Annotated in this window: 9 protein-coding genes; 4 read left to right on the top strand and 5 right to left on the bottom strand. The window is 38.5% G+C overall.

What is annotated here, in order from left to right:
• Positions 1-46: 46 nt before the first annotated feature.
• Positions 47-979 carry a LysR family transcriptional regulator gene (locus tag ABD682_RS01905; protein WP_344738418.1) on the bottom strand — a complete coding sequence of 311 codons (933 nt, stop codon included), beginning with the start codon at positions 977-979 and terminating at the stop codon, positions 47-49.
• A gap of 100 nt (positions 980-1,079) precedes the next feature.
• Between ABD682_RS01905 and ABD682_RS01900 the strand changes: the two genes are divergently transcribed.
• Genes ABD682_RS01900 through ABD682_RS01890 form a run of 3 tightly spaced genes read left to right on the top strand, consistent with a single transcriptional unit; the run spans position 1,080 to position 5,271 of the window.
• Positions 1,080-1,394, top strand: coding sequence for a hypothetical protein (locus ABD682_RS01900; RefSeq protein WP_344738416.1), 315 nt, complete (start codon positions 1,080-1,082; stop codon positions 1,392-1,394).
• Between the two features lie 56 nt (positions 1,395-1,450).
• A complete protein-coding gene (locus ABD682_RS01895) occupies positions 1,451-2,890 on the top strand; it encodes a proton-conducting transporter transmembrane domain-containing protein (protein ID WP_344738414.1) in 1,440 nt (479 codons plus the stop codon).
• Complete coding sequence (locus tag ABD682_RS01890; protein WP_344738411.1) at positions 2,887-5,271, top strand: DUF2309 domain-containing protein; 2,385 nt, start codon at positions 2,887-2,889, stop codon at positions 5,269-5,271. The genes ABD682_RS01895 and ABD682_RS01890 overlap by 4 nt, the downstream gene beginning before the upstream one ends.
• An 81-nt stretch (positions 5,272-5,352) precedes the next feature.
• Here ABD682_RS01890 and ABD682_RS01885 read toward each other — a convergent pair whose 3' ends face one another.
• The 4 genes from ABD682_RS01885 to ABD682_RS01870 are packed head-to-tail and all read right to left on the bottom strand — an operon-like array spanning position 5,353 to position 12,042.
• On the bottom strand, positions 5,353-8,868 hold the full coding sequence (locus tag ABD682_RS01885) for an efflux RND transporter permease subunit (RefSeq protein WP_344738409.1): 3,516 nt from the start codon (positions 8,866-8,868) through the stop codon (positions 5,353-5,355).
• Between the two features lie 19 nt (positions 8,869-8,887).
• Positions 8,888-10,063, bottom strand: coding sequence for an efflux RND transporter periplasmic adaptor subunit (locus ABD682_RS01880; protein WP_344738406.1), 1,176 nt, complete (start codon positions 10,061-10,063; stop codon positions 8,888-8,890).
• 13 nt (positions 10,064-10,076) lie between these two features.
• Positions 10,077-11,420, bottom strand: coding sequence for a TolC family protein (locus tag ABD682_RS01875; RefSeq protein WP_344738404.1), 1,344 nt, complete (start codon positions 11,418-11,420; stop codon positions 10,077-10,079).
• A gap of 1 nt (position 11,421) precedes the next feature.
• Entirely contained in the window at positions 11,422-12,042 is a 621-nt protein-coding gene (locus ABD682_RS01870; RefSeq protein ID WP_344738402.1) for a TetR/AcrR family transcriptional regulator, read from the bottom strand.
• A gap of 123 nt (positions 12,043-12,165) precedes the next feature.
• On the opposite strand from ABD682_RS01870, the gene ABD682_RS01865 reads away from it, so the two are divergent.
• Positions 12,166-13,140 (top strand): polyprenyl synthetase family protein, encoded by a 975-nt coding sequence (locus ABD682_RS01865; protein WP_344738400.1) that lies wholly within the window; start codon positions 12,166-12,168, stop codon positions 13,138-13,140.

Raw genomic sequence — 13,140 nt, 5'->3', positions numbered from 1 at the left:
CAATTAAAAGCCTGACTTCTGTCGGGCTTTTTTTTGAATAAGTATTCTAAATGTCTTTATAAGCTTCCACCCAATGGAACTGTTTTTTCATGATTTCATCTTTTTTTGTATTCAAAAAGTCTAAATAAGCCAGCGCTATTGGCGATAAATTTTTGGCACTTAACCAAATGAGATTCCAGGTCGTAATGATAGGTAAGCCCCGAAGAGGAATGATTTGAAGATCATTATTTTTTAATTCATTTTTAATACCGATAAGAGGCATTACCGAAACACCTAAATTAGCTAACACAGCTTGTTTCACAGCTTCATTTGAGGTTAGGGCCATTTTGGTTTTTACTGAAACACCTCGTTTTGAAAGAAAATCTTCCATAGCCTTTCTCGTGGCCGAACCTGATTCTCTGAATATCATTGGAACCTTTTCTAATAAATCAGTTTTTGTACGAAAGGCTTTAACATCTAATTTACTGCTACTAACTAAATGCAATCTATTTTCCATAAGCTCAACGCGATGAACTTTTAATTTTTCCGGCAAAACGGACACCATAGCAAAATCAATTTCATTGGCTTCCAGACTTTCGATAACGCTCGATTTATTGGTTACGTCAATGATGAGTTCAATTCCCGGATGTCGTTGAACGAATTCCGTTAAAAAATAGGGCATCATGTATTTGGCGGTAGACACAATTGAAATTCGAAGCCTACCGGAAAGTTGTCCTTGGAAAGACAAGGTCTTATAGTTAATCAACTGAAGCTCATTAATAATTTTCTCACAGGTTTCGGCGATTTCATGTCCGAAGTCGGTTATATATAGTTTCCGCCCCACAACCTCAGTAAGAGGAATAGGGAACTGATCTTGAAAATTTCTTAGCTGAATTGACACTGCAGGTTGGGTTAAATTTAAGGCTTCCGAAGCCTTGGTAATACTCTGAAGCTGAGCTATTTTAAGGAAAACCTGTAGTTGGTGCAAAGTGTAATGCATAAAAAATATTTATGTATATGATAACAAATATAAATAAAAATTAATGAATAATTCCTTCGATATTTGCATCGAATTTAATTTTTACTACTAAACCTTTAATATGGAAACAAAAGAAATGGCAATTGTGAATGCTACCCAAACCCAAGAAAACATTCAATTGGTAGATGGAACATTTACAGGACCGGAAGCCTCAAACATCATTACGAATCTCATCAATGAAAAGATTAATTTTCATAAAATTCAAAGGCTTCAAAAATGGGAAGACGATCACAGTGTAAATACTTCAGATCTCGATGATCGCATTCATCAACTCCGAAAAGAAAAGGAAAAGGCTTTAAATTTTATTAACAGTCAAAAAGATACCAAGACCCGATTTAAAATTAATGGCATTCTTGAGATCACTGCAGAGGAATAGATTTGAAATAATTTCAGGATCTAGTCTTTAATTTTTTCAAACAATACAAACAACATATGAATTCAAATAATACAGCTACAAAATGGATTACCGGGAGTGTTCGGGTTGTCTTGTGGTTGCTTTTCGCGGTAAATTTGATTTATCTATTAGCAAGTTACCCCAGAGTTACACCCTGGCATTACGGTTCACTTTTACATTTAAATGGTTTTACCATCCTGATCTGGACCATGGTTTCCTTTTTCAGTGCGCTTATTAGTAGCTACAGTAAAAACTACCTGAAAGGCTTTAAATACGAAGCCAGATTTTCAGTTTTGTGTTTAAGCTTTACGCTTTCTGTTATGGTTTTCGTTTTGGCAAACCATTTGGGCCTTATGCTGATCGCCTGGTTGCTTTCAGGTGTTTTTATGTCCCAACTGATTGGTATTGATCGCCGTTGGGGGGAAGCCAGACAAGCTTCTAAATTGGCCCTAAAATATTTTGCGACCGGAACCGCTTTTCTCGGCGCAGGAATTTTATTGCTCGCAACTTACGCAGAGACTACAACCTTAACAGGGATTATTGGTCAGGTCGATCAATTACCGTCACCTGTAGTGCTTATTGCGGCGTTATGCATCATTACGGCAGCCATCATACAGTCGTCAATGTATCCCTTCCATCGTTGGTTGCTTTCGGCCATGACGGCACCAACACCGTCTTCTGCTCTAATGCATGCAGGATTTGTAAATGGATCCGGAATTTTACTCACCTTGTTTGCTGTGGTGTTATTTACCTCAGATACATTAATCATCCTATTTGTTATTGGAGGATTAACTGCAGTAATCGCTCAGTTTGCGAAACTCTTACAAGTGAATGTAAAACAAAAATTAGCCTGTTCTACAATTGCGCAGATGGGTTTCATGATCATGCAATGTGGTCTCGGATTTTTCAATGCTGCTGTTGTGCATTTGGTTCTTCATGGATTCTACAAAGCCTATTTATTTCTTTCCGCAGGAGAGGAAGTTGGTAAATCGAACCCTAAGGCTAACCCATATATTAGGATTAAACCACTGCAAGCCATAGTGGTATTGATATTTGGTTTGCTTGGAGCCTGGTTATTCACCTTTTTAACAGGAAAACATATAGGTTTGAACAGCGGATTATTCCTTACGCTTATCGTGGCGATCACCGTTGGTCAGGCTACTTACAATATTGTGAAAGAGAAGAGTCTGAGTTACACTCAGAAGCTGGTACTGCCTACGGTGCTGTTCATCGTAGGCATCTCCGCTTATGCCCTGATGTACAATGGAATGACCTTGCTCATGGCAGATGTTCCTATGGCCGTAATTCATGCACCATTAACCGGTGTGGAAATTGGATTTGGGATCGTATTCTTCATAGGATTCTTCATTATGAAACTAGGCATCTACCGAAAATATCCATGGTTATTTGTGAAGCTTATGAACTTAACACAGCCTGATCCTAAAACGGTAGTAATGTATAAATCGAAAACATCATGACACAAGAACAAATCAAAAACAAAATTGAAAAGGCGTCCAAGGTTATTGGAAAAACCTGGCCACTGTATTCATTTGTAACATCAAACCCCTTATCAGGCTACGAAAACCTGAGTTTTGATGAGGCTATTTCGCAAGCGCGAAAATATTTGAGTGCAACGGTATATCCCAGTGCTTCTGTTTTCGATGACGCTTTGAAACAAGGTGAGATCCATAATGAAATTCTTATCGATTTACTAAAAAAACAGAATTTCACTGAATCACCGGAGTTTTATCTGCAACAAATGACAGTAGAGGAGCAGGAGAATAATGGATTAACAGTAAAGCCAAACCACGACCTGGACCGCATAATATCCAAATGGCTGGCAACTTTTATGGATGAAGGTTTGGCCGATTGGACCATGCCTTTTAAAGAAGAAGGGTTTTACCGCTCTTGGCGTGAACTCGCAATATACGATTCGGAATTACCAAAATTGAAATTGAAGGATATTCCGGAATCGGCTGATGCTGCATTGGAATTGATCTTAAAAGATATTGATTCAAAAGACATTGATACCTTATTTACATACCACCTTGCAGCCTTGCCGGGATGGACAGGTTATATTAATTACAGAACGCAATCAGAATCCATCTGGCAGGAAAAATATCCTATTTCTTTACAGGAATACCTCGCTGTAAGATTATTTGTAGCGCATGTTATTCATGCTGAATTACTACCTGAAAATATTGAAGATCTTTCAGAATCATCTCAATTACAGATTCCGGGAATTTTTCTTGAAGCCTGGGAAAAAAGCTGGCAAAATAGTTTGGTAAAAACACTGAGTCGCTCGGCTGAAGTTGAACCTGATGATCACGAAAAAGTGCCTGATGCTCAAATGGTATTTTGTATCGATACACGGTCTGAATTGATACGTCGTCATATTGAAACTAAAGGACATTATGAAACTCATGGTTATGCCGGATTCTTCGGAATTGCAATGGATTATGAACATTTAGATGACGGGGTAACCTATAAATCATGCCCTCCAATTGTTACTTCAGCTTACAAAGTGAAAGAGCAAGGAAAACCTGAACAAGTTGGAGCGTTAGAAAATTATAAACTCAAAGTGAAGCAAAACGACTTTAAATATTACTTTTTAAAGCGTATGAAGAGTATGTTGCCTTCTGCTTTTGGTTTTGTGGAGGCCAGTGGTTTCTTTTACGGATTTTCTTTATTGATGAGAACTTTGGCTTCCCGAGTGAGTAATCCCTTGGAAAAACATGAAAACACAGGTTTTGAACCCATATGTTCACCTGAAATGAGTGCTTGTTCAGGACATGATGAGGTTTCAGTTAATGAAAAGGCAAGTATTGTAAAGTCGGCCTTCGACCTTATGGGTTGGAATCATTTTGCACGCCTGGTCCTGTTTATCGGTCATGGCAGCCAAACAGCTAATAACCCTTTTGGGTCCAGTTTGGATTGTGGTGCCTGTGCTGCAAGTCCGGGGCGTCATAACGCCAGATTATTAGCTAAACTGGCCAATATGCCTGAAGTAAGAAACGTTTTGAACAAGGAATACCATTACGATATTCCGGAGGATACTGTGTTTATTGGTGGAGAACACAATACAACCACTGATGCCATCCTTTTGTTTGATGAAGACGTTCCAGCATCGCATCATGAAGCTTTAAAGATCCTTAAAACTGATTTGGAAAAAGCACAACAGACAGCTACAACGGAGCGTTTGGGAGCTTCTAAAAACAGTGTTGCTATGGCTGAAACGAAAGCAAATAACTGGGGTGAGACGCGTCCGGAATGGGGACTGGCAAAAAACGCCGGTTTTATTATCGGGCCACGTTCATTAACCAAGTACAACAACTTAGACGGTCGTTGCTTTCTACATTCATATCAATGGAATAAGGATAAAGAAGGTAAAGCTTTGGAAGGTATTATGCAGGGTCCAATGGTCGTAACCCAATGGATCAATAACCATTATTATTTTTCCAGTGTGGATAATGAGGTTTTTGGAGGAGGTTCAAAAATTACGCATAATATAACCGGAAAATTTGGTGTTGTTCAAGGAAATGGTGGTGACCTCAAATTAGGGCTTCCACTGCAATCTTTAAAACAAACAGATACGTCGTTCTATCATAAACCGCTTCGATTATCTGTAGTGATTCAAGCGCCTTTAAAAAGGGTAACTGATATTCTATCAAGAAATGAATCCCTAAAAAATCTTCTGGATAATAAATGGATTTACCTCATGGTCATGGATCCTGAAGAAGAAAATGAGATGTACAAGTATGATACAAACCTTAACTGGTTGTCTGCTAACGCGACTTCAGAGAGAATTAAAACAAAAAAAGAAGTCGAAACATCTACTTCCCCCGAGGTATATGTTTAAAATCATAGGTCATCTCAGATTAGTCATGCAAAAAGCCTCAACTTGCGTTGAGGCTTTTTCTAATTAAAACCTGAAATATCATTAAATGATATCAGTACTTTCTGTGGCAGTAAGATTACTCATGTCCGCAACACGATCTTTGTATAACCACATTTTGAATTTCGTTACCAGGAAGAATAAAATGGGTACTACAATCAACGTAAGGAAGGTAGCCACAAACAAGCCGTAAATAACGGTCTTGGCCAGTGGGCCCCAGAAAATTACGTTGTCACCTCCGGTGTAAATATGCGGGTTAAGGTCGCTCATCAAGGTAAAGAAGTTAATGTTTAATCCGGTAGCTAAGGGTATCAGTCCTAAAATGGTCGTGATGGCTGTTAACAATACCGGACGTAAACGGGCTTTACCTCCTTTTATAATGGCCTCAAGCAAATAGGGTGTTTCCAAATATTGATCATCTTCCAAACCGTATGCTGCTTTTTTACGATCGATAAGCAACTGGGTATAATCCAGCAATACCACACCATTGTTTACCACGATACCTGCCAGGGAAATGATACCCATCATGGTCATCATGATCACAAAGGGAGCTCCTGTAATTACTAAGCCGCTAAATACTCCAATCAAACTCAAGAACACAGCCATCATGATGATACCCGGTTTTGTTACGGAGTTAAACTGGAAGATGAGAATAAAGAAGATCAAACCTAAACCTGAGAAAAAGGCACCCAATAAAAAGGTCATTTGCTTATTTTGTTCTTCAATTTGACCTGTGTAATCTATTTTAATATTATTCGGCATATTCTCATAGCTCTGCATCTCATTTTGAATTTGCGATACTACGGCACCGGCATCATTATAACCCGGGGCCAAAGCGGAATAAACAGTTACCACACGTTTGGTGTCTTTGTGTTTAATAGAACTAAAACTGGAATTGTTATTATGTTTTGAAACGGCGGATAAAGGGATCTCCTTTATCTGGCCTGAAGACATATCTCTGAAAGTGATTTTCTGATTGAAGAGGGCGCTGGTATTATAGCGATTCTCCTCATTAAAGCGCACATAAATATCATAATCATCGCCATCCTTTTTATAAATACCTGCCTTGGAACCAAAGATCGCATCGCGAAGCTGTTGACCAACTTGAGCAGAATTCACACCGAGTTCTCCGGCTTTTTCACGATCGATTACCACACGCATGGAAGGTTTCGCTTTGTTTACATCTACTTTCAATTCGTCAATACCGCGAATGTTCTTGGAGTTGATATAATTTACCATGTTTTCGGCGGTCGCGATCAAATCGTCATAATTATCACCTTCAAGTTCAATATTGATCGGATATCCTACCGGAGGACCAACCGGGTCTTTTTCAACTGAAATAGCAACGCCCGGATAAATACCTTTTAAGTCTTCCTGGATTTTGTTATAAAGTTCCTCACTGTCTTTGCCACGACGATCTTTATACTCTCTCATGGTTGCAACAATTTTACCACGGTTTGGCATTTCGGCCTGCGAACCACCATCAGTTTGTGGGTTTCCGGCACCTTCGCCAACCTGTGATACGGCACTTTCAGTCATAAAATTATAATCGCCGTCCATATATTCAGGAGCATTGATTATTTTATAAACCCGTTGCTCGATATCCTTGGTAATAGCGTTTGTTTTTTTAATATCGGTGCCTTCCGGATATTGAATATAGACGATGATCTGATTCGGCTTATTATTTGGAAAAAATTCAACTTTTGTACGCTGGCTTCCAATTGATGCACCAAAACTTGCAAAAGCAGCAACAAGCAATATTACCATTCCGACAACAATCAGTATTGGTCGGCGTCCCTTAAGCAAGGAATTCAACGTTTTCTCATAAAAGTTTTCCCAGCGGGGTAAACCTCGTTTTTGAAACGTGTTGGCCCAGCCTCTGAGTTTCCATCTATAAACCCATAAGAGTAATACTGTAACGAGCATTAAGGTTCCTAAACCACGATAAGGACCACCAATCAAAAAGATAAGAATTCCGATCACGCCAAAAATAGCAGAAACTTTAACGATCTGTTTTAAAGGCATTTCTTTGTCTTCAACAGCCATGAACTGCGATACCATGACCGAGTTAAAAAAGATGGCTACAAATAATGAAGAACCCAGAACTACGGATAAGGTGATCGGGAAATAGATCATGAACTGACCGATCAATCCCGGCCATAAACCTAGCGGAATAAAGGCGGCAACGGTTGTAGCTGTTGAAATAATAATTGGAAATGCAATCTCGCCAATACCCATTTTAGCTGCCTGAATACGTGGCACACCTTCAGACATGAGGCGATACACGTTCTCTACAACCACAATACCATTATCAACGAGCATTCCCAGACCCATGATAAGGCCAAAAAGGATCATCGTGTTCATGGTATAGCCTAGTTGATTAAGTATCATGAGCGACATGAACATCGACATCGGGATCGCGAAACCAACGAACAAGGCATTTTTAAACCCTAAAAAGAACATCAGGACAGTAACCACGAGGATGATACCAAAAATAATGTTGTTTACCAGGTCGTCTACCTGAGCAATCGTTTTTGAAGATTGATCATTGGCAATAGTAACTTTCAGATCGGGAGGAAAAACCTCGGCTTTAGCCTTATTCACCATAGTCTCGATCTGTTCAGCGGCAGCTACCATGTTTTTTCCGGAACGTTTTTTTACATCCAGCATCACTACAGGATCACCAAACTCACGGGCATACGTGGTTTTGTCTTCATCCTTAAACGTTACTTTCGCTACATCTCTTAAATAAATGGCATTACCGTGCTCGGCTTTTACCACAAAATTATCCAGTTCTTTGGGGTCGTCTATTTCACCAATAATCCGAATGGTTCTGCGTTGTCCGCTGGTAATTAAATTCCCTGCCGACATGGTAACATTACCCTGCCGGATGGCATTAATGATATCATTGAAGCTTACCTGTGCAGCCATCATTTTATAGATATCTACGGCCACTTCAACTTCTTTATCCTGTGCGCCACGAATATCAACCTTTTTGATCTGGTCTAAACCTTCAATTTCATCCTGGAGATATTCCCCGTACTCTTTAAGTTTATCCACCGGATAATTACCGGAAATATTGATATTCAGGATCGGCATTTCCTCAGAGAGGCTAAGCGCAAAAATATTAGGTTCCACTTTGGCTCCGTTAAACGTTGGCCAGTCTTCACCCGAGGTTTCAGTGTCTACTTCATCCTTCACCTTTTGCTTGGCATCTTCAACGGTAATATTCTCATCAAATTCTACAATAATAATCGAATAATCTTCCTGAGAGGTTGAAGTAACCTTCGTTACATTACTTACCGTTTTCAACTTATCTTCAATAGGATCAGTAATGAGTTTTTCAATATCTTCTGCGGTATTCCCCGGATAGATCGAACTAATATATATCTTGGTTTCCTTAACTTCAGGGAAGCTTTCACGAGGCATACTGAAATAGGCTTTGGCTCCTAAAACGAGGATCACCGCCATAAGGACATACATCGTGGTTTTGTTATTAATGGCCCACGACGAAAACCCGAATTCTTTATCTACCTTTTTCTTTTGTTTATCTTTTGTCATTTGTTTTGTCTTTGGGTAATTAGCTAGCCTTGTTTACGTCCAGAATTTTTACATTCTGACCATCTTTCACACTTCGGGCACCTTCATCGATAATTTCCTCACCGTCTTTAATTCCCGTTAACACTTCAATAAAATCGCCTTGTGTTTTTCCGGTGGTAATAATTTCCCGTTTTACAGTGGCATTTTGGCCCTCTTTATTTACAACAGTATAAACATACTGCTCGCCATTAGCGTTTTCGGAAATGATACTTTGCGGTATCAAAAGCGCTTTTGGGTTTGTATAATCGTTAATTTTCAACTTGGCCGTTAAATTCGGTTTGATAGATTTATCGTTGTTTCCAATACCAACTTCGATCTTAAAAGTTCGGTTTGCAGGATTGATAAAACTGCTGGCCTGACGCACTTTAGTTTCAATGGTCTTGTTGAGAACAGGAAATTCTACCTGCACTTCCTTACCTTGAACAATGGTTGAAATGTAGCTTTCCGGAACATCCGAATCGATGTACATATCGCTGAGGTTCACAATTCTGAATAAAGGTGTTTGACCCGCTCCAACCACACTTCCCTGATCGGTGATCACATCATCAATAGTTCCTGTAAAAGGTGCTCGAACCACGGTTTTAGCAACCTGCTGGCTCAGTTGTTTTACGGCTTCTTGTTGTGCTTCATAGGTGGCTTTAGCTTGTAAATATTGAATTTCACTACCAATTTTTTGTTCCCATAAACGGGCCTGACGTTCAAAGGTGGTTTTGGCTAAAGCTGTTTGAATTTTTAATTGTGATAATTGCTGACTCAAACCACCATCGTCAATCTTCGCTAATATTTGGCCTTTTGAAACGTTCTGGCCCTCTTTTACGAAAACTTGAAGTAGAACGCCTGAGAATTCAGGGTAGATCACTATATTTTGTTTCGTGCTAACGTTACCTTGTAATTCCACAAAGTGCGTAAAAACGGTATCCAAAACTTTAAAAGTGGTGATCAAAGGCACTTTTTCCTGAGGATCGAGTTCTTTAATTTTTGCTTCAAGTTGGTTTAATTGGTCCGTCAATTCTAATTTTTTCGCTTCAATTTCGTTTCGCTTTTCTTGGATTTTTTCAAGATTGTTCGATGCGATGATATCCTCTACGGATTTAGTTTTTCCTCCGCAGGAAGCTAAAAGTATACTTAGGATTAATAAAGTTGAAATATGTTTCATTTTAGGATTGATTTTAATTGTTGATAGCATTGGTCGCGGTTTCTAAATCCGCTTTATTATTAATGACATCAAGCATAGCTTGAAGGTATTCTTGTTGTGCAGTGTATAATTGCATTTGAGCTTGTCTGAGTTCAAAACTTGAGCCTACACCTTCGAAAAATTTAGTTTCATTTTTCTTTTCTATGCGTTCGGCCAGATTTAAATTTTGACGTTTATTCTGATAATCTTCAACAGCAAATTCATAATTGCTTTTTGCTGAAGCGATCTGAAGTTTGATCTGTTGTTCTTTCTCAATAAGATCTGCTTTCGCTTTTTCTAGTTCTATTTTAGCGCGTTGTGTGGCTGCACTTCGTTGTAATGAGCTAAAAATTGGAATATTCAGGCTTACGCCGAAAAGTGACGAGCCAAACCACTTTTGATCTTTATCGGCAAAGGTGAAGCTGTTGCTATATCCAACATAGCCACCATTAATGAAAGTGTTTAGAGTGGGGAGGGCTTTACTTTTTTCAAGTTTTAAAAGCAGTTCATTAGATCTTTTGGTATTATCGGCAATTTTGTAATCGATGGTATTTTCAGGATCGTACTCTGTTGAGATCAGACCTAAATTAATATTCTGATTCGTTAAACTCTCCAGGTTATCTGTTAACACCGTTTCATGATTTACATCCAAACCTAAAGTGATATTAAGCATTTGGTAGGCCAGCGTTTTCAATCGGGTCACATTGTTAAGATTACTTTTTACACCGGAAAGCGTAATTTCAAGTTGTTCTACACTTTCCTCTTCCTCCAGGCCATTTTCGTAGATCTTTTTAATGTCATAAAGGTTTTTCTCTAACGTTTCTACATTTTCTTTTAAGATATGTTCGCTTTCTTCAGCCATTAAAACATTTCCGTAGGCCTGGATCACGCGTTTTCTAACCTCAAGGTCCGTTTTAACCTTAGCATTTTTAGAGATCTGCAAGTACACTTTCGCTGATTGCAATCCTACCAGATACGAACCATCGAATATTTTTTGTGTTACTGTTGCTGTGGCGTTGATGCTTTGGGTTGTACCAAAAGTAACCTCGGCAAATTCTCCCGGATTACCACCGAAAAACTCCGCAGGAATAAGCGATACCTGTTGTTTTAAAAAGTTTTGATAATCTATTTTGGCATTAATTTGAGGTAGACCGGTTGCCGTAGTTTCCCATTTTCGTTGTTCGGCCGCATCAATATCCTTGCTGGCATTTTGTGCGGTTCGGTTGTTCTCAATGGCAAAATCGATAGCCTCCTGCAATGAAAATTCCTTGGGAGTTTCCTGAGCAAAAAGTTGGCTCGATACCAAAACTAATAGTGTAAATAAGTGTTTGATTTTCATTTTATGATTGATTGTATATTTGATTTTGATTTGAAATGAATTTGTTTAAAATCTGTAATCCTTTTTCAGTAACAATGGCGCGTAAATGGTATTCCAGATAACTCTCCATTAAATACTCCATTTTATATTCTGTTTTAGGAAAAATAAATTCGTCCTTGATACCGGTCATGCCTATAAAATACATTCGGGAAATGAAGTCGATATCAATTTTAGAACGAAACAATCCTGTTTCAACGCCTTTGATGATACTCGCTTTCACGCATTCCTGCATTTTATCAAATTGTTTCCTTTGAAGCCCTTCGTAAATTTTCGGGTAGTATTTTTTTAATTGAAAATGCGGCGATGATTTTTCATTTTTCAAATAGTTCATCACAAACATTTTGATCTCGTAAAGTTCATCTATCGGATTGTGAGATGCATTACAAATACAATCGATACCTGAACTTACCTGTTCGAAAATCTCAAAAGTAACGGCCTCTACCAATTTTGTTTTATTCTTAAAATGCACGTAGATCGTTTTCTTCGATATGCCCATTTCCTGTGCAATATCGTCCATGGTGACGCTTTTAACTCCGAAGTTTAAAAACATCTCTGCTGCCAGATGTGTGATTTTTGTTTTCATAATTGGGCGCAAAGATACACACGGAAACTTTAAAAACAAAAAAAGTTTCCAAAGTTTTACAATAATTTTACATTCTTAACATGGAATAGTATTTGGAAACATTTTAAAAACTATTTTTGTGACATGTTATCAATACAAGAGTATCAGGACTATTTCCTTTCGCATTTAAAAACCTATGCTGTAGCACAGGAACCAAAGCATCTTTATGAACCTGCTGAATATATTTTGAATTTAGGAGGGAAACGCCTGCGTCCGGTGCTAACCTTAATGACAACAGATATTTTTAACGGTCATTATAAAGAGGCTCTGCAAGCCGCCATGTGTGTAGAGGTTTTTCATAATTTCACTTTGGTTCATGATGATATTATGGATGCTGCTCCCTTACGGCGAGGGCAAGAAACTGTACATGAAAAATGGGATGTGAATACCGGAATTCTGTCAGGTGATGCCATGCTTATCATAGCTTATAGATTTCTGGAAAATTATTCGGCAGAAACGTTTAAATCATTATTCAGCATATTCAATAAAACTGCTTTGGAGGTTTGTGAAGGTCAGCAATACGACGTAGATTTTGAAACCCGAAATGATGTTACAATTCCTGAATACTTGAAAATGATCGAGTACAAAACTGCCGTTCTGGTGGGCTGTGCCATGAAAATGGGAGCCATTATTGCCGGAGCTTCGGTTAACGATCAGGTGCGTATTTACGAGTTTGGTAAAAATCTGGGGATCGCGTTTCAATTACAAGATGATTACCTGGATGCTTTTGGAGATCCCGAAACTTTTGGAAAACAGGTTGGTGGTGATATTATTGAAAACAAAAAAACCTTTTTGTATTTGAAGGCTTTGGAGTATTCAAAAGGATCTGATAGGGAAAACCTAAAGACATTATTTAGTTCGAATCCTGAAGATCCTTCAGAAAAAATAAAAACTGTAAAGCAACTTTTTAAAACTTCCGGCGCAGCCGAAGAAACAAAAAAGGCCATTGAAGATTATTCGAAAAAAGCCTATGCTGTTTTAAATGATCTTGATATTTCAGATGCACATAAATCTGTGCTTAAAGATTTTGGTGATAAGCTCATGAACCGAACTGTATAA

The organism is Gaetbulibacter aestuarii, assembly GCF_039537665.1.
GTDB classification, from domain to species: domain Bacteria; phylum Bacteroidota; class Bacteroidia; order Flavobacteriales; family Flavobacteriaceae; genus Gaetbulibacter_A; species Gaetbulibacter_A aestuarii.
Note: the sequence above shows the minus strand (reverse complement) of the source record. Positions and strands in the feature narration are given on the sequence as shown.

Bases quoted from the DNA above. Each gene is read 5' to 3' on its own strand.
- ABD682_RS01905 (WP_344738418.1), bottom strand. From the start codon at position 979: ATGCATTACACTTTGCACCAACTACAGGTTTTCCTTAAAATAGCTCAG.
- ABD682_RS01895 (WP_344738414.1), top strand. From the start codon at position 1,451: ATGAATTCAAATAATACAGCTACAAAATGGATTACCGGGAGTGTTCGG.
- ABD682_RS01890 (WP_344738411.1), top strand. From the start codon at position 2,887: ATGACACAAGAACAAATCAAAAACAAAATTGAAAAGGCGTCCAAGGTT.
- ABD682_RS01875 (WP_344738404.1), bottom strand. From the start codon at position 11,420: ATGAAAATCAAACACTTATTTACACTATTAGTTTTGGTATCGAGCCAA.
- ABD682_RS01885 (WP_344738409.1), bottom strand. From the start codon at position 8,868: ATGACAAAAGATAAACAAAAGAAAAAGGTAGATAAAGAATTCGGGTTT.
- ABD682_RS01900 (WP_344738416.1), top strand. From the start codon at position 1,080: ATGGAAACAAAAGAAATGGCAATTGTGAATGCTACCCAAACCCAAGAA.
- ABD682_RS01880 (WP_344738406.1), bottom strand. From the start codon at position 10,063: ATGAAACATATTTCAACTTTATTAATCCTAAGTATACTTTTAGCTTCC.
- ABD682_RS01870 (WP_344738402.1), bottom strand. From the start codon at position 12,042: ATGAAAACAAAAATCACACATCTGGCAGCAGAGATGTTTTTAAACTTC.
- ABD682_RS01865 (WP_344738400.1), top strand. From the start codon at position 12,166: ATGTTATCAATACAAGAGTATCAGGACTATTTCCTTTCGCATTTAAAA.